Source organism: Nonomuraea sp. NPDC026600, from assembly GCF_040638335.1.
Classification (GTDB): Bacteria; Actinomycetota; Actinomycetes; order Streptosporangiales; family Streptosporangiaceae; genus Nonomuraea.
In genome coordinates this window covers 108,091-125,750 of record NZ_JBEZYD010000020.1, presented here as the reverse complement: position 1 = coordinate 125,750, position 17,660 = coordinate 108,091, and the positions used below count along the sequence as shown (strand labels likewise).

Below are 17,660 nucleotides of genomic sequence, written 5' to 3'. Positions count from 1 at the left end.
GGCCGGCAATTCTCAGAGAATGCTCAGAACATCCGCCCGTCGTGCCGGTCCAGCAGGGCGCGCTTGTCCGGTTTGCCGCTCGCGGCGACCGGGACGGCGGACACCACCGTGATCGTCCGGGGGACGCTGTCCGCGCCGAGCTCGGCGCGGACCAGGGCGATCAGCGCATCGCGGTCCGGATCGCGCCCGGCGGCCGGCACCACGAACGCGTGGACGGCCTCCCCGGTCAGCTCGTCCGGCGCCCCGGCCACGTACGCCTCGTCCACGTCGGGATGCCCGGTCAGCACCTGCTCGATCGGCCCGGCGTACACCACCATCGCATTGACCATGATCACATCGCGGGTCCGGCCGACCAGGTACAGGTAGCCCTCCTCGTCCAGGCGGCCGAGGTCGCGGGTGCGCAGCCAGCCGTCGTCCCGCAGCGTGTCGTGGGTCTCCTCCGGCTGCCCCCAGTAGCCGGACATCAGGTAGGGGCTGCGTACGTGGATCTCGCCGGTCCCGCCTGCGGCCACCTCCCGGTCCTCCTCGTCCCGGACGCTGATCTCGACGCCCGGATGCGGCCGGCCGACCGAGGCCAGCAGGCGGGCCGGGCCGTGGGCGATGTCGTCGGGCGTGAGCATCGCGATATTGCCCGCCTCGGTCTGGCCGTACCCCTGGCAGATCACGGGACCGAGCCGTTTCGCCGCGTCCGCCAGCCGGGACGGGCTGATCGGCGACCCGGAGACCATCAGCGCGCGCAGGCTGCCGACGTCCACCGCCTCATCGCGCAGCAGGCCGAGCATCTGGTACAGCCGGGGCACGGTGATGATGGAGCCGGTGATCCGGTAGCGCTCGATCGCGTACGGGAAGACGGGCCGCCCGTCGTCCTCGGGGATCACCGCCGTGCCGCCGCCCAGCAGGCACGGCGCCAGGAACTCCAGGACGACCATGCTGGCCAGGGTGCCGAACAGCAGGTAGCGCTCGAAGGCGGCGGCGAGTTCGGCCGCGACCGGGCCCCAGACGCGGGGCTGCCACGCCCAGTGCTCGCTCAGCGCGCGGTAGGTGATCGCGCAGCCCTTGGGCTGCCCGGTGCTGCCGCTGGTGAAGGTCAGGGCGGCCACGTCGTCCGGGCGGGCCGTGACGGTGAGGGGCCGGCCGTCGTCGGGGCGGGCCAGCAGCTCCTCCAACGGCAGCACGGGAAGCGGCCCGGCGGCCGTGAGCAGTTCGGGCGTCGCGGTCGACCCATCGACCAGGAGGGCGTCGATCTCCATGCCGAGCACATGGGCGAGCTGTCCGGCCGGGTACCCGGGCCGGACGCCCACGACGCGGCAGCCGAGCGCGTGCGCGGCCAGGTGCCCGGCGAACGCCTCCGGCGAGACGCCGGTCCGGACGGCGACGCCCCGGCCGGGCCCCAGCCCGGCCTCGGCCAGCGCGCCCGCCAGCCGCCGGATCAGCTCCAGCAGTTCACCACGCGACACGGTCCGGGAACCGTGCTCGAAGGCCGGGCTCCCGGGCGAGTCCCGCAGCGCGTCGAGAAGGGGATGCGGGAACAACATGATCGGCTCCTCACCCTTGCAGTGATCGTTTATTGGTCATATAACCGGCTTGTCGTCCCACCGAGACGTTAGGCAGCGCACATCAGAGACCGATCAGAGACGGGAGCGCGATGTGAAGGTGATCGGTGCGGGTTTCGGCAGAACGGGCACGGCGTCGCTGAGGGCGGCGCTGGAAATGCTGGGGTACGGCCCCTGCTACCACATGTCCACGGTCATCGCGGAGCCGTTCCGGGTCCGCCAGTGGCTCGACGTCGGCGAGGGCCGCGCCCGCGACTGGGACGAGATGTTCGCCGGCTTCCGGTCGGCGGTGGACTGGCCCGCCGCCTCCTACTGGCGGGAGCTGGCCGAGCACTACCCCGAGGCGAAGGTCGTCCTCACCGTCCGCGACCCGCGGCGGTGGTACGACAGCGTCAGTGACACCATCTTCGCCAGCGCCCTGGCCGAACGCCGCCCGTTGCCGCTGCGCCGCCGGATCATCCGCTGGCTGGTGGCGCACCGGGTGCCGGACTTCGCCCTCTATCCGCGCATGGCCAGGGCGACCGTCATGGACCGGATCTTCGACGGCCGCATCGACGACCCCGCGTACGTCGTGGAGGTCTTCGAACGGCACGTCGCCGAGGTGCGGGCGACGATCCCGGCCGGGCGGCTGCTGGTTTTCGAGGTCAGGGAGGGCTGGGGGCCGCTGTGCGCGTTCCTCGGGGTCCCCGTACCGGACGAGCCCTTTCCCCAGGTCAACGAGCGGGCGGCGTTCCACCGCAAGCGGCCGGGCCGGCAGTTGCGGCTGATACTCCGCGGGCGCTGAAGGTCCTCGGCAGCAGGCAGAATGAGAGGCGTGCCCCGACGTGACGCGAAACCCGCCTCCGCCCCGTGCCCGTGCGGGCTGCCGGTGACCTACCGGGAGTGCTGCGGGCGGCTGCACCGCGGCCTGGCCGCCGCGCCCACGGCCGAGGCGCTCATGCGGTCCCGATTCAGCGCCTTCAGCCTCGGCGATGCCGGATATCTCCTGCGCACCTGGCATCCGGCGGCCCGCCCGCCACGCCTCGACCTGGACCGGGCGACGCGCTGGACCCGCCTGGAGATCCTCGAGACCACCGGGGGCACCGTCTTCCACACCGAGGGCACCGTCCGCTTCCGTGCCCACTACACCGACCACGGCGAGACGGGATGCATGGAAGAGCACAGCCGCTTCGTCCGGCACGAGGGTAGCTGGACCTACACCGGGGCCGAGCGTTGACCGGCGATCTGCTGTCCTGGCTCCGCGCCACGATCGAGGCCGACAACACGACGGCCGAGGCGGCGACGCCCGGCCCGTGGTCCTACGACCCCGTCAGGGAGTGGTACGACGGCGAGGACTTCGTCACCATGACCAACGGGCAGGAGTTCGTCGGCTTCGGTGACCCGTCGGCCTTCCGGGGCGCGGTCTGCATCACCGGCGATGCCGGTGACGGCCCGTCCATGAGGGACGCCGTGCACATCGCCCGCCACGATCCCCGTGACGTGATGGCCCGCTGCGCGGCCGAGCTGCGGCTGCTCGCCGGGCACGGCCATGGTGAGACCTGTGACCGGGGTTCGGCCTGCGACATTCTGCGGCTCCTGGCCTATGGTTACCGCCACCGTCCGGGCTGGCTGCCCGAATGGGTGCCGCGCTGAGTTCGGTGAGCTCGCCCGTGGGTACTGGCCGCGCACGACCAGGAGGGGCGCATGGGATTATTGGCGAGGCTCAACAGCAGGTTCGGGCGGCGAGGACGGCGGCTGCGGGCGACGGCCCGGCAGACGTTCGACTGGCAGGACCTGCGGCCGGGCCAGCAGGAGGCGATGGAACACCTGCTCGACGGACGTGACGTGCTGCTGGTCATGCCGACCGGCGCCGGCAAGTCGGCGGTCTACCAGGTGCCCGCGCAGCTGCGCGACGGTCCCACTGTGGTCGTCTCGCCGCTCATCGCCTTACAGCGGGACCAGGTGCTGGGCCTGCAGAAGGCCGACGCGGGCGGCGCCGTGGCGGTCAACTCCACCTCCTCGGTCAAGGCGGGGCTGGAGAAGGTCACGGCGGGCGAGGCGGAGTTCGTGTTCCTGTCTCCCGAGCAGCTCGCCAAGCCCGACGTCGTCGCCCAGCTCGCCAAGGCCAAGCCGTCGCTCATCGCGGTCGACGAGGCCCACTGCGTCTCCTCATGGGGGCATGACTTCCGCCCCGACTACCTGCGGCTGGGCAAGGCCATCGAGCGCCTGGGGCACCCGCCGGTGGTGGCGATGACCGCCACGGCGGCGCCGAACGTCCGGGAGGAGATCGTCCGCTCCCTCGGCCTGAAGGACCCGGTGCAGATCGTGCGCGGGTTCGACCGGCCCAACATCCGGCTGGAGGTGCGCCGGTTCGTCAGCGACGACGACAAGAGCCAGGCCCTGGCCGAGCACGCCGCGTCCCTCGCCGGGCTCGGCCTGGTCTACGTCGCCACCCGGCGCGAGGCCGAGGAGTACGCCGCGCTGCTGACCGGGCTGGGCCGCCACGCCGAGCCGTACCACGCCGGAATGCGGATGGCCGAACGGACCCGCGTCCACGGGCTCTTCACGGCGGGCGAGGTGGACACCGTGGTGGCCACGTCGGCGTTCGGGATGGGCATCGACCGGCCCGATGTCCGCTACGTGCTGCACGCGGCGCCGCCCGAGTCGCCCGACGCCTACTACCAGGAGATCGGCCGGGCGGGCCGCGACGGCGGGCCCGCCACGGCCGTGCTGTTCTACCGCTCGGAGGATCTCGGTCTGCGCCGCTTCTTCGCCAGCGGCCGGGCCGACGCGGCGGCGTTACTGCGGGTGGCGACCCTGGTGAAGGAGCACGGCGGCACCGTACCCGTCACCGAACTGCGCGCCCTGCTGGAGGTGAGCGCCTCGCAGCTGACGAGCCTGGTCAACCTGCTGGAACAGGCCGAGGCGGTGACGGTGACCGACTCCGGCGACCTGCGTTACGCGCGCGGCGGCCCGCCGCCGGAGCGGGCCGCCGCGCGGGCGGTCGAGCTCGACGAGATCCGCCATCGCGTCGACGACTCGCGGATCGACATGATGCGCGGCTACGCCGAGACGACCGGGTGCCGCCGCCGCTTCCTGCTGGAGTACTTCGGCGAGCCGTACGACGCGGCCTGCCGCACCTGCGACACCTGCCGGGACGGCGCGGAGCCCATCGCGACCGGGGACGGGCCGTTCCCGCTGCACGCGAAGGTCGAGCACAACGCGTGGGGGCACGGGACGGTCATGCGCCGCGAGCCGGACCGGATCACGGTGCTGTTCGACTCGGTGGGCTACAAGACGCTCTCCCTGGGCGCGGTGGAGGGCGTCCTGCGCCTCGCCCAGCGGGTCTGACGGCCTGACTTCGGGTGTGGGCCGGCGCCGCTGTCCGCCGCGTCAGGCTCCCTCGCCGAGCTCGGCGAGCAGGGTCCGGGCCTGGGCGGCGAAGCCTTCGTCGCCGGATTCGACCGCTCGCCGCAGGTGCTTTCTGGCCAGGTCCAGGTCGCCGTCGCCGTGCCGGATCTCGCCCAGCCGGTACGCGGCCTCGCCCACCAGGTCGGGCTGCCGCGTGTCGGTGGCCAGGGTGAGCTCGTAGTAGCGCACCGCCGAGCCGCGATCGCCCAGCCAGTACGCCAGCTCGCCCAGGTGCGCGGCCGCCAGGGGCGCCTGCGTCTCGTTGCCCGAGTCGATCACCTGCTGGTACCAGCGCAGCGCCTCGGGCCAGTCACGGTCCCGCTTGGCCAGCGCCCCCAGGTACATCTTGGCGACCACCGTCGCCATGCTGCCGGCCTCACCCGCCAGCTCCACGACGCGCAGGTACAGCTCGCGGGCCCGTCCCGCGTCCTCGTCGTGATAGGTCTGGCCGAGCAGGACCAGGGCGCGGCGGCTGAGCCTGCTGTCCACGTCGGCGACGCGGCCCAGCACCTCGCGGGCCTCCTCGACCTCACCCGCGTCCACCAGCGCCTGCCCCAGCGTGACCAGGGCGGCGGGCTCGCCGCTCGCCGCGGCCTGGCGCAACGTGCGCAGCGCGCCCTCACTGTCGCCGTGCTCGTTCTGCATCAGGCCCAGCACGCTGGCCAGCAGGGCCTGCGCGCCCGGGTCCAGCTCGGTCGCGGCGGAGTCGTCCGTCAAGCGCTGGGTGACGTCCGCCAAGCCGGCGGCGTCTCCCGCCACGCGCAGCAACGGGACCAGCCGGCCGCCGGCGACCAGCCGTACGTGGGCGTCGGGGTGGTCGACCAGCCGCTCGTACCTGGCCCGCGCCTCGGCGACCTCGCCGGCGGCGGCGTACAGGTCGGCGAGCTGGATCTCCAGGTCGGGGTCGGGATCGGGCAGGAAGCCCACGGCGCTCTCGATGTACAGCACCGCGCTCGCGCGGTCGCCCGCCTCGGCCAGCTCGGTGGCGCGCTTCCCGGCCACCTTGAGCGCCTCCTGCGCCTCGCCCGCCCGGGCGGCCAGCGCCAGTGCGCGGACCGCCACCTGGTGGTCGCCCTCGGTGAAGGCCCGGTTGGCGACCACGATCACGTTGTCGGCGGCCATCTCCACCAGCTCCGACAGCAGGTCAGGGTCGTCCGGGCGCACCTCGATGGCGGCCACCCGGCCGAACGCCTCGGCCGAGGCCGCCAGGTCGCCGTCCTCGAACGCCCACTTGCCGAGCAGGTTGCCCGCCTGCGCGCGGACATCTGTGTCGCCGATCTCGGCCGCGCTGCCGAGCTCGGCGCGGGCCGCCTCGCCCTCGCCACGGTCGCGCAGCGTACGGGCCAGGTCGACGCGGATCCGCGGGCTGAGCTCGGCGCACTCCATGCCGATGGCCTGCCGGTACAGCCGTACGGCGGCGTCGGTGTCGCCGCGGTGCCGGCGCGCGTCGCCCCACATCCAGTAACCGGCGGCCATCGTCTCCATGTCGCCGCTGGTCACCGCGCGCTGGGCGGTCGCCGCGACGCCGTCGAAGTCCTTCACCTGCAACTGCGCCCGCATCAGGCTGCGCAGCGGGGCCAGCGCGGCCGGATGATCGACCTCGGAGCCCTTGCGGTAGGCGGCGATGGCGGCTTCCATGTCGTCGTGATAGCAGGAGATGTCGCCGAGGTCGTCGTAGGCGGCGGCCACCTCTTCCGGATCGCCGTACGCGACGACCAGCTCCAGCATCGCGCGCGCCTCGGCGGGGTCGTCGTCGACGCTCTCGCGGGCGGCCCGGATGACCTGCCGCCCAGCGGCGCCCGCGGTGGGGGTGCCGGACTGGTTGCGCATCAGCCGGCGCAGGGAGTCGAGCGTGCTCGGGCCTTCCTCGTCGCCGTACGCCTCGAGGATCGAGAACAGCTCGGCCCGGCTCGGCTCGTCGTCCTCGACCTCGACCGTGCTGCCCGGCAGCCCGGCGGGGACGACGATGTCCTGTTCGGGGTGCGCGCCGATCAGGGGGGTTGCGGCTTCGACATCCTCTTGGGCCGGGGGTTGCCCGGTCTCCGGCAGGGGCTGGGGGGACGGGTGGCCGGCGGCGCGGGCGGCGAGTTCCAGGGCCAGGTGCTCCTCGCCCGTCTCTTTGAGCAGCGGCAGCAGTTGTGTGGTCGCCGCCAGCCGTACGCGCGGGTCGTCCGCGGTGGTGAGCGGCTCCAGCAGCGCGCGGGCCTCGGCCGGGGCGCCGTGCTCGGTGAGGAGTTCGGCGAGCTCCAGCAGCAGGCGCGGGTCGCCGTCCGGGGGGAAGGCGGCGGCGCCCTTGAAGTACGTGCGGACGGCGTCCAGGTCGCCTCGCTCGGCGGCGGCCGACGCGTGCTCCTTGGCGAGCTGTACGGCGTCGTCGTGCGCCCCGCCCGCGGCCCCCAGGTGCAGCGCGCGGACGGCCACGGTGTGGTCGCCCGCCTCGGCGGCCTCGTCGGCGACGGCGGCCAGGTTGTTCAGGGCCATCCCGTGGTACTCGCGGTCGTGCTCACCCGGAGCCGGATGGCGCAGACCGGCGGCCGCGGCGGCGCCGAACGCCTCGGCGGCGCCCGCGAGCCGCCCGTCCTCGGCCAGCCAGGCGCCCAGGTGGATGCCCGCGAGCAGTGCTTGGCCGGGGTTGTCGCAGGTCAGCACCGCTTCCATCTCGCGGTGCGCGGCCGTCGTGTCGCCGAGTTGGTGAAGTGCCTGGCCGAGTTCGACCCGGATGTAGGAGACGGCGTCAGGGTCGGCGCCCTCGATCGCCTCGCGGTAGCCCGCCGCCGCCCCCGCGAGGTCGCCGCGGGCCTTGGCCACGTCACCCAGCGTCCAGACGCCCAGGGTGACCGTCTCGGGGTCCCCACTGCCGGCCGCGCGCCGCGCGGCCGCCTCCAGGGCGTCGACGTCCCCTTGCAGCGCCAGTACGCCGAGCAGGCGGCGCAGGCAGGTCAGCGCGGCCGGATGATCGACGGCCGCGCCCAGCGTGAGCGTCTCGCCGGCGGCGTCGGTGTCTCCGGCCAGATCGTAGGCGAGGCCGAAGTTGTCGCAGGCGATGGCCACCTGCTCGGGCGTGCCGAACTCCAGCACCAGCTCGTACAGCTCGCGGGCGCCGTCCGCGCCGGCGCGCAACTGCTTCAGCGCGGCACCCAGGACGAGGTCGGTCGCCTCTGCCCGCTTGACGGCCGTCGTGCGCTCCAGCAGGGGGCCGACCTCCGTGAGATTGCCTTCGGACAGCGTGATGTGCAGCTCGGCGACCTCCGGTGAGCCGTACGCCTGGGTGAAAAGCTCCAGTGCGCCCGCCCGGTCGTTCTCGTGCAGCCGGAGCATGGCCAGTTCCTTCGGGCTCGCGGTGCCCAGGCGCTCCTTGGCGGGCAGCCGGATGGAGGGGTCGTCCGCGGTGGCGGCCCGCTCGTACGCCGTGCGCGCGCCCTCGGTGTCTCCGGCTTCGGTCAGGTAGTCGCCGAGTTCGTACGCGATGAGCGGGATGTTCTCCCCGGAGGACGCGTCACCCGCCGCGGCGAGCCGTTCGAAGGAGGCGATGGCCCGTGCGGCGGCCTCGGCGGCCCGTCCCGCCTCGCCCCGGCGGCCGAGCAGCCGGGCCAGCATGACGCCCGCCGTGGCAGCGACCTCGGTGTCCGTCTCAGAGTCGGCTTCGGTGCCGAAACCAGCACCGGGCTCAAAGCCGGGCTCGGCGTCGGGCTCGCCGTTGATCGCCTGCTCGTACTGCGCGGCAGCCGCGTCGAGCTCGCCGGCCTCTTCGAGCGCGGCGCCGATCACCAGATGCACGTGCGGCCCGTCGCCGGTCGCGGACACCTGGAGCTCCCGGGCCTCGGCCACCCGGCCCGCGGCCACGAGTACCCCGGTCAGGACGTCCAGCAGCCGGACGTAGTCGTCGTCGTCCGGGTCCAGGGCGTCCAGTGCCCGCCGGTAGGCCGTGGCGGCGCCGGCCAGGTCGCCGAGCGAGGCCAGTGCCTCACCGAGCCCCTTCGCGCCCAGCATCGCGTTGTGCTCGTTGTCCCCGTCGGCGGCGACGGTCCACGCCTCGGCGGCGCCGGCGTGGTCGCCCCCGTCGTTGCGCAGCGCGCCGAGGTACAGCGCGGCCTCCTGGACGCGCTCTGGGTGGCCGCACGCCATCGCCAGGGACAGCGCCGCGTCGGCGGCCGTCCCGTCCCCGGCGCGCTGCCAGGCGTGGGCGGCCTCCAGCATGAGCCAGGTGTTCATGAACGAGCGATGGTCGTCACCGCGATCCCCGACGGCGGTCAGCACGGCCGAGGCGCCCGCGAAGTCGTGGCCGAGCAGCCCGCGCGCGAACACGCCGTCGTCGGCGAGTTCCGGATGGTCCTCGCCGACCTGGTCGAAGGCGTGGCGCGCGGCCTCGAAGTCGTCCATGCGGACCCGGGTGAACCCGAGCAGCCAGGCACTGCGCCCCGCCCGGAGCCGGTCGCCGCGGGCCATGATCCGCTCGTGTACGGCCGCCACGCCAGGCAGGTCGCGACGGTTCTCCAGGATGTGGAGCTGCTTCGCCTCGGCCTCGGCGCTCAGGCCCGGATGCTCGCAGGCGGCCGCGTAGGCGGCCAGGGCTCCGTCGGTGTCGTCCTGGCCTTCGAGCGCCGTGCCGAGCGCCTGGGCCACCCACGGCGCCAGCGCCGGATGGCCGTGCACGTGGGCGCGGCGCAGCAGCTCGACAAACTCTTCGTCCTGGTCGCCGTCACGGATGATCGAGGAGATGACGGCGGCGTGCGAGAGCGCCAGCGGATCGCCGGCCGCGGCGGCCTCGCCGAGCAGCTCGATCCCCTGCGAACGCGGCACCCCGAGCGACACGTACACCTGCGCGAGCATGCTCTTGGCCAGCGCGGACACGGCCGGGTCCGGATGCCCGGCGCACTCCTGGTAGGCCGCGATCCCGGCCTCGCGGCCGAGCCGCTGATAGCCGACCAGGGCGGCGAGCATCGGATGCGGGGCGCCGATCTCGGCGATGAGGTGCCGGTTCACGGCGGCGGCGAAGCCGTTGACGTAGTCCTCGCCGTCCGCGACGTACTCGAGCAGCTCGTACGCCTGCTCCACGTCGCCCTCCCCGTACTCGAGGGTGGCCAGCATGGCGCAGGCGCGCGCGGACTGGAGCGGGATGCCGGCGTCGATCACCCGGCGCAGCAGCTCGCGGGCCTGGGCGAGGTCGTCCGCGCGGATCAGCTCCAGGGCGGCGTCGCAGTCGTCGACGGCCTGCTCCAGCGCCTCGTCCGGCCCGCGTACGGCGCCCTCGGCGTACGCGAGCGTCATCTGCGCCTGGAAGGCCACGTCGGAGTCGTCGAGCTCGGCGGCCTGCCCGAGCAGCGCGACGACCTCCGCCCGCCGCGGGTCGTCCCCGGCCAGCCCGTGCAGCAGCAGGCCCAGGCAGGCCACAGCGCCCTGATGGAACTCCGAGTCGCTCCCGAGCACCACCCGCCAGCAGGCGACCGCCTCGTCCACCTCACCGGCCTCGGAGTACACCTGTCCCAGGCAGGCCCGCGCCTCCAGGGCGAACCGCGGGTGGCCCGACTCGACCACGCGCCACAGGATGGCCCGGGCGCCCTCCTCGTCGCCGAGTTCGCGGGTGAACTTCGACTCCTGGATGAGCGCGTCGAGCCGGACCTCCGGGCGGTGATCCTCGGCCGCGCGCCGGTAGGCGTCCCGGGCCTCGACGAGCTCGCCCAGGTCGAACAGGACCGCGCCGAGCAGCTTCTCGGCCACGCCGCGCTCGGCCGGATCGCCGACCGCGATCGCGTGCTCCATGACGCGGCGGCAGTCCTCGAACTCCCTGCGGTCCGCGTAGATCGAATACAGCTCGACGGCCGCCTGGGAGCAGAGCTCGGGCATCCCCTGGGCGAGCATCTGGTTCAGGCCGGTCAGAACGATCTCGTCGTTGGCGCCGTCGTAGTCCTCGTCATCGAGCAGCCCGGTGATCGCGTCGAAGGCGTCCCAGGCCTGGCGCTCGCGCTCGCCGCCGTCCTCCGGCCACCGCGTGTCCTCCAGGCCCTCCGTGAGCTCGGCGATCCCGGGGTGGTCACTGCGCGTGGCCCGCGCCAGCGCCTCGGCGGCGCCGTCGAGGTCGCCGAGCCCGCGCAGCACGCGTACGAGGGCGACGTCGGCCATCACCGAGAGGTCGGCGTCGGCACCCGTGGCGGCCAGCCGCAGCGGGCGGCAGGCCAGCGCCCACTGCTCGGTGTCGACCAGCAGGAGGCCGAGGGAGATCGCGGAGCGCTGCGCGAACACCGGGTGCCCCGAGGCGATCACCGAACGGTGCGCCGCCCGCGCGCCTTCCAGATCACCCCTGTCCTGCAGGAGCAGGCCGAGCAGATGCGAGGCTTCGGGGGCGACGGTTCCGTCGCCGGAGACCACGACCTCCCGAAGCACCGCCGCCGCGCCGTCCAGGTCCCCCTGCCGCCACATGCCGATCGCCGTTTCGAGCCGCTCGGGCCACGAGGACATGCCTTAACCCCTACTGCCGGAATGTGATCAGTGCCGTGCAAACGATGGAACGTACACGATCAGGCTTCGGAGTTTCTGTGGTTTCGTATCATTCGCGGTTTTATGGCCAGTTCTCCAGGCCGCTCGCGGAGAGGGGCAGCGCGGCGGAGAGCACCTCGGTGCCGTCCGCCGTGACCAGCAGGTCGTCCTCGATGCGCACGCCGATCCCGCGCAGTTCGGGCGGCACGGTCTGGTCGTGGGCGTGGAAGTACAGGCCGGGCTCGACGGTGAACACCATGCCCGGCTCGATCAACGCCCCGTGATAGGCCTCGGGCGTGGCCTTGGCGCAGTCGTGCACGTCCAGCCCGAGATGGTGGCCGATGCCGCAGATCAGGTAGCGGCGGTGGTGCTGGCCGCGCTCCGACAGCGCCTCGTCCACCGAGACGGGCAGCATGCCCCAGTCGTCCAGCCCGTGCGCGATGACCTCCATGGCGGCGTGGTGGAAGTCGGTGAACCGGTGGCCGGGGGCGGCCTGCGCGAGTGCCGCCCGGTGCGCCCGTTCGACCAGGTCGTGCACCTGGCGCTGGGCGGGGGAGAAGGTGCCGGAGGCGGGGAAGGTGCGGGTGACGTCCGCGGTGTAGTGGCTGCGTACCTCCACGCCCATGTCGAGCAGCAGCAGCTCGTCCGGCAGCACCGGGCCGTCGCAGCGCACCCAGTGCAGGGTCGGGGCGTGCGGGCCGCTGCCCACGATCGACGCGTAGCCGGGGCCGTTGCCGTAGGCCCTGGCGTAGCGGTCGAACGTGCCCTGCAGCCAGCGCTCGCCCGCCCCGGCTATCGCGGCCGGGACCTCGGCGAGCACGGCGGCGAAGCCCTCGACCGTCCGGTCCACCGCCTCCCGGAGCTGGCCGATCTCCCAGGCGTCCTTGATCATGCGCAGCTCGGCCAGCGTCCTGGCGACGTCCTCATCGGTGGAGACCGTGCCGTCGAAGTCCGCCAGCGCCCTGACCTCGACGCCCAGCGCCGCCGACCACTCGCCCAGACCGGGGGCCGCGCCCACCCACAGCTCTCCTCGGGCGGCGTCGGCGAAGAACCCCTGCTCGCCCGGATAGGCGGGGACGGGCAGGTACACGACCGCGTCGCCGTCCCTGACCACCGCCACGGCGTCCTCGGCCACGCAGCCGGTCAGCCAGTAGAAGTCGCTGCCGGGGCGGAAGTCGTAGGAGGTGTCGTTGCTGCGTACCGGGGCCCGGCCCGCCGACGCCACGACGGTCCGGCCGGGGAGCGCGGCGGCGAGCCGTAACCGGTGGGCGGCGGCGGCCTCGGCGGCGCCGGGGACGACGGGCGGGGTGCGGTCGGGGATGTCCCAGCCCTTGCCGATGTAGTCGGCGAACGCCGGGATATCGATAAGTTTCGGCGGCTTGTGGTCGTCAGTCACCTGTGATGCCTCCTCCGAGGTCCCGCACCAGTCCGGTCAGCCTGGCGAAGACGCGGTCCTCGCCCAGGCCGTCGTGTTCGTACTCGTTGGTGACCCACGCCTGGGCGTTGCCGATCCGGGCGGCGGTGTCCAGTTGCAGGCCGGAATCCACGTACATGTCGTCGTAGTAGACGGCGGCGGACAGCGGCACCTCGTTGGCGGCCAGCCGTGCCGGGTCATAGAGCGGCGGCCAGTCCGTGCGCGAGGCCAGCGACTCCACGGCCGCGCGGAACGGGCGCAGCCCGCGGATCTCCTCGAACATCCAGGGATACATCATCTCCCCGGTGAACAGCAGTGGTCTGGCCGACTCCGCGAAGCCGGGATGGCGGGCGCGCTCGCGCTCGGCGGCCCAGCCGGTGGCGCCCGGGCCCGAGCCGTAGATGCTCTCCTGGAGCGCGGCGAACAGCGGGTTGTCGCTGTAGGAGGAGCGGGCCAGCACCTGGTGCAGGAAGGTCTCCGTCGGGTGCTCGCCGTCGAGTGCCTCGTCGAGCAGCCAGTGCATGCGCTCGTACCCCGGCTTCATGCCGAAGTCGATGCCGAGCGACTGCAGCCGGCGCACCGTGAGCACGTCGCCGTCCGGCAGCAGGACGTCCCCGGCCGACAACCGGTCGGCGAGGCGGGTCACGGTCTCCCGGTGGTGCGGGTAGCGGCGGTAGAACTCGGCGTTCTTGGCCGCGACGCGGGGATAGGTGCGCCGGTAGACCTCGGCGGCGTCCGGCTCCAGGGCGGGCAGGCCGCCGGTGACGTAGCAGGCCCGCAGTCCCTGCGGCGCCTTCGACAGGTACGTCAGCGTGATGAAGCCGCCGTAGCTCTGGCCCAGCGTCTCCCAGCGACGGCCGCCGAAGACGGTCGTCCGCAGGTGCTCGGCGTCGGCGACGATCGAGTCGGCCCGGAAGCGGGCGAGATGTTCGGCGGCCGCCCGCGCGCTCCCGAACGCGCTGATGACCCGCCCGTCGATCCTGGAGCTGCGGCCGGTGCCGCGCTGGTCGAGCAGGATCACCCGGTGCGTCTTGAGCGCCTGGCCGAGCCAGCCGTTCGTGCCGATCGGGCGCGGGCCCTTGCCGCCGGGACCGCCCTGCAGGTACAGCAGGCACGGCAGGTCCTCGGCGGCCCGCACCGGATCGGCCAGCTCCCGGGCGAACACCGTGATCGTGTCCCCGCCGGGGTCCGACCAGTCGAGGGGCACCCGCACCACGTGGTCGCGCACGCGCATCCCGGGGATCGTGTACGTGGTCAACGGAGACTCCCTTCACGGCGCCTGCGGTCCCATTCGGGATTGATGCGGGGGATGGCGGCCAGCAGCGCACGGGTGTACGGGTCCTGGGGGTCGCCGAAGACCTGGGCGCACGGGCCCTGCTCGACGATCCTGCCCTCGCTCATGACCGCCACCCGGTGCGCGATCTGCCGGACGACCGCCAGGTCGTGGGCGATGAAGACATAACTGAAGCCGCTCTCCGCCTGCAGCCGCCGCAGCAGCTCGATGACCTGGGCCTGCACCGAGACGTCCAGGGCGGACACCGCCTCGTCGCAGATGACCAGCTTGGGGTTCACGGCCAGCGCGCGGGCGATGCCGATCCGCTGGGCCTGACCGCCGGAGAACTGCGCGGGGTAGCGCTGGGAGTGGTCCGGGTCGAGCCCGACCCGCTCCATCAGCTCCCGGGCGTGCGCCCGCTTCCCGCCGCTCGGCGGGATCCCCTGGTACACCAGCGGCGCCATCAGGATGCGCTCGACCGTGTGGCGGGGGTTGAGCGAGGAGTACGGGTCCTGGAAGACGACCTGCACGTTGGCGCGGTAGCGGGCCAGCGCGGTCCCCTTGGCGGTGGTGATGTCCTCGCCCTCGAACGCGAGGGTGCCCGCGCTCGGCTCCATCAGCCGGGCCACCATGCGGGCGGTCGTCGACTTGCCGCTGCCTGACTCGCCCACCACGGCCAGCGTCTCGCCGAGCCGGACGTCGAAGCTGACCCGGTCGACCGCGGTGAACTCGCTCCTGCGGCCCAGCGGCCCGCGGGTGACGAACCGCTTGGTCAGCTCGCTCGCCCTCAGCAAGGGCTCACTCATGACATCACCTCGACGTCGGGGGGGTCCATGGGGGAGTCGTCGATGCGCGGGACGCTGTCCAGCAGCATGCGCGTGTACGCGTGCCGCGGCCCGGAGAAGACCTGCTCGGTGGTGTCGTACTCGACCTGCTCGCCCCGGCGCATCACCAGGACGCGGGTGGCGATCGAGCTGATCACCGCCAGGTCGTGCGTGATGAACACCATCCCGGTGCCGCTCTGCCGCCGCAGGTCGGCGAGCAGGCGCAGGATCTGCGCCTGCACGGTCACGTCGAGGGCGGTGGTCGGCTCGTCGGCGATGAGCAGGGCGGGAGAGCAGACCAGCGCCATCGCGATCATGACGCGCTGCCGCTGCCCGCCGGAGAACTGGTGCGGGTAGTAGTCCACCCGCCGCTCCGGATCGGGCAGGCCCACCTGCTCCAGCGCCTCGATCGCGACCTTGCGCGCCGCCTTGCGCGAGCGCCCCCGATGGGCCCGGTAGACCTCCTCGATCTGCAGGCCCACGGTGTAGTACGGGTTCAGCGACGACAGGGGGTCCTGGAAGACCATCGAGATCCGGTCCCCCCTGATCCGGCGCAGGTCCTTGTCGGCCCGGCCGAGCAGTTCGGTGCCGTCCAGCCGGATGCTGCCCCGGGTCACGGCGCCCCGGGGCAGCAGCCCCATGATCGCGAGGCTGGTCATCGACTTGCCGGAACCGGACTCGCCCACGATGCCGACGGTCTCGTCGCTCCTGACGGTGAAGGAGACGTCCTTGACCACGTCCACCGGTCCCCGCGTGGTGGGGAAGGTGACGGTGAGGTCCTCCACGACAAGCAGGTCGCTCATTTCGCGGTGATCCTCACTCTCGGGTCCAGCCTGGTGTAAACGAGATCCACCACCACGTTGCCCACCACCACGAAGAACGCGGCGAGCAGCGTCACCGCCATGATCACCGGCTGGTCGTTCTTGGCGATGGAGTCGGCGGCCATCTTGCCGACCCCGTTGAGGCCGAAGACCGTCTCGGTGATGAGGGCGCCGCCCAGCAGGGCCGCGAAGTCCATGCCGAAGATGGTGGCGATCGGGGTGAGCGCGGGCCGCAGCGCGTGCCGCCGCAGGGTGAGCGCGGGGGACAGCCCCTTGGCCCGGGCCGTGCGCATGAAGTTCTCGGCCAGCGTGTCGATCACGTTGGCCCTGGTCAGCCGGGCGTAGAGACAGGCGTAGCCGGTGGCCAGCACGACCCACGGCATCAGATACGACTGGAACCACAGCGCAGGGCCGTCGGAGAAGGCGACCGCCGACGGGAAGGGCAGGATCTGCAGCCACACCACCAGCACGTACTGCAGCGCCAGTGCCAGCACGTAGTTGGGGATGCTCGATCCGCCGAGCGCCAGCCCCATCGCGGCGCGATCCCACCAGGTGCCCTCCTTGACCGCGCTGACCAGCCCGGCCACGATGCCGACCAGCAGCCAGAGCACCGCGGCGCCGATCGCGACGGTGGCGCTGACCGGCAGCCGGTCCAGGACCATCTGCCAGACCGACTGACTGGTCTGGAAGCTGTAGCCCAGGCACGGGGCCGCGCAGTGGACGAGGTTGGGTCCCGAGCCGTAGTCCCGTCCGGCGAAGATGCCCGCCAGGAACGTCCAGAACTGGGCGAAGAACGGCCGGTCGAGCCCGAGCACGGCGCGGATCTGGTCGATCCGCTCGGGTGTGCACGTCTTTCCGCAGATCATCACCGCCGGATCCGGCTGCAGCGTGAAGAAGATGAGGAAGGTGAACAGGCAGATCAGGAACAGGATCAGCACGATCCCGGCGAACCGCCCGGCCAGATAACGGGCCATCAGGAGGCCTCCCCGGCGTCGAAGGCGGCACGCAGGCGGTCCCCGAGCACGGTCAGGGACAGCACGGTGCAGAACAGGAAGGCGCCGGGCACCGCGAAGTACATCGGGTCCACGGCGTACCACCCCACCGAGCTGGAGATCATCTGCCCCCATGACGGGGTCGGCGGGGCGACGCCGACGCCCAGGAACGACAGCCCCGCCTCGGTGCCGATGTAGCCGGGCACCGACAGCGTCGTCATCACGATCAGTGAGCTGCGCAGGTTCGGCAGGATCTCCTTGAACACCAGGGCCCCCGTGGAGGCGCCCGAGGCCCGGGCGGCCTCGACGAACTCCCTGTTGACCAGCGTCAGCGTCTGTCCGCGCACCACCCGGGCCAGGTAGGGCCAGCCGAAGACGCTGATCACCACGACCAGCAGCACCGGCCGGTTCCCCGACGGCAGCGTGGACAGGATCGCGATCATGAAGATCAGGGCGGGGAAGGCCATCAGGAAGTCCATGATCCGGCAGATCACCTGGTCGACCCAGCCCTGGTAGAAGCCGGCCAGCATGCCGAGCACCACCCCGAGCAGGGTGGTGAGCACGGTGGCCGCGGCGGCGATCAGCAGCGAGACGCGCGCGCCGTAGGCGATGCGGGCCAGGATGTCGCGGCCGTTCTGCGGCTCGACGCCGAGTGGGTGGCCGGCGCTGATCCCGCCCAGCGAGCCGCGCGGCAGCCCGCCGAGGTCGGTGTCGATGGCGGCACTGTCGAAGTCGTTCGGCCCGTGGCCGGTGATCGCGGAGATCAGCGGCGCGCAGATCGCCATCAGCAGGATCAGCACGAGGAAGGCGCCGGCGAGTACGGCGGCCCAGTCGTGCAGCAGCGCGCCCGCGACCCGCCGGGCCGAGGTGGCGGGCGCCACGGGGGCGCCCGCCGGAGGGAGAGTGGTTGTGGTCATGG

At 72.8% G+C, this 17,660-nt stretch carries 12 protein-coding genes; 4 read left to right on the top strand and 8 right to left on the bottom strand.

What is annotated here, in order from left to right; genetic code table 11:
- Positions 1–23: 23 nt before the first annotated feature.
- Positions 24–1,535 (bottom strand): AMP-binding protein, encoded by a 1,512-nt coding sequence (locus AB0F17_RS37175; RefSeq protein ID WP_358032612.1) that lies wholly within the window; start codon positions 1,533–1,535, stop codon positions 24–26.
- A 112-nt stretch (positions 1,536–1,647) separates the two neighbouring features.
- Here AB0F17_RS37175 and AB0F17_RS37170 point away from each other — a divergent pair, with 112 nt between their 5' ends.
- The 4 genes from AB0F17_RS37170 to AB0F17_RS37155 are packed head-to-tail and all read left to right on the top strand — an operon-like array spanning position 1,648 to position 4,883.
- Entirely contained in the window at positions 1,648–2,337 is a 690-nt protein-coding gene (locus AB0F17_RS37170; protein WP_358032608.1) for a sulfotransferase family protein, read from the top strand.
- Positions 2,338–2,367: 30 nt separating this feature from the next.
- Complete coding sequence (locus AB0F17_RS37165) at positions 2,368–2,769, top strand: YchJ family metal-binding protein (protein WP_358032605.1); 402 nt, start codon at positions 2,368–2,370, stop codon at positions 2,767–2,769.
- Positions 2,766–3,185: a DUF6221 family protein gene (locus AB0F17_RS37160; protein ID WP_358032602.1), complete on the top strand. Its 420-nt coding sequence runs from the start codon at positions 2,766–2,768 to the stop codon at positions 3,183–3,185. The genes AB0F17_RS37165 and AB0F17_RS37160 overlap by 4 nt, the downstream gene beginning before the upstream one ends.
- 51 nt (positions 3,186–3,236) lie before the next feature.
- Positions 3,237–4,883, top strand: coding sequence for a RecQ family ATP-dependent DNA helicase (locus AB0F17_RS37155; protein ID WP_358032599.1), 1,647 nt, complete (start codon positions 3,237–3,239; stop codon positions 4,881–4,883).
- Between the two features lie 42 nt (positions 4,884–4,925).
- On the opposite strand, the gene AB0F17_RS37150 is transcribed toward AB0F17_RS37155, so the two are convergent.
- From AB0F17_RS37150 to AB0F17_RS37120, 7 genes are all read right to left on the bottom strand, one after another.
- Positions 4,926–11,399, bottom strand: coding sequence for a tetratricopeptide repeat protein (locus tag AB0F17_RS37150; protein ID WP_358032596.1), 6,474 nt, complete (start codon positions 11,397–11,399; stop codon positions 4,926–4,928).
- Positions 11,400–11,499: 100 nt separating this feature from the next.
- Complete coding sequence (locus AB0F17_RS37145; protein WP_358032593.1) at positions 11,500–12,813, bottom strand: aminopeptidase P family protein; 1,314 nt, start codon at positions 12,811–12,813, stop codon at positions 11,500–11,502.
- The gene (locus tag AB0F17_RS37140; RefSeq protein WP_358032590.1) at positions 12,806–14,089 is read right to left on the bottom strand and encodes an alpha/beta fold hydrolase; all 1,284 of its coding nucleotides are present in this window, start codon (positions 14,087–14,089) and stop codon (positions 12,806–12,808) included. The genes AB0F17_RS37145 and AB0F17_RS37140 overlap by 8 nt, the downstream gene beginning before the upstream one ends.
- The gene (locus AB0F17_RS37135; protein ID WP_358032588.1) at positions 14,086–14,910 is read right to left on the bottom strand and encodes an ATP-binding cassette domain-containing protein; all 825 of its coding nucleotides are present in this window, start codon (positions 14,908–14,910) and stop codon (positions 14,086–14,088) included. The genes AB0F17_RS37140 and AB0F17_RS37135 overlap by 4 nt, the downstream gene beginning before the upstream one ends.
- Positions 14,907–15,731 (bottom strand): ABC transporter ATP-binding protein, encoded by an 825-nt coding sequence (locus AB0F17_RS37130; protein WP_358032585.1) that lies wholly within the window; start codon positions 15,729–15,731, stop codon positions 14,907–14,909. Before AB0F17_RS37130 ends, AB0F17_RS37135 begins: the two co-directional genes overlap by 4 nt.
- Entirely contained in the window at positions 15,728–16,723 is a 996-nt protein-coding gene (locus tag AB0F17_RS37125) for an ABC transporter permease (RefSeq protein ID WP_358032582.1), read from the bottom strand. The genes AB0F17_RS37130 and AB0F17_RS37125 overlap by 4 nt, the downstream gene beginning before the upstream one ends.
- A complete protein-coding gene (locus AB0F17_RS37120) occupies positions 16,723–17,658 on the bottom strand; it encodes an ABC transporter permease (RefSeq protein WP_358032579.1) in 936 nt (311 codons plus the stop codon). The genes AB0F17_RS37125 and AB0F17_RS37120 overlap by 1 nt, the downstream gene beginning before the upstream one ends.
- Positions 17,659–17,660 lie beyond the last annotated feature (2 nt).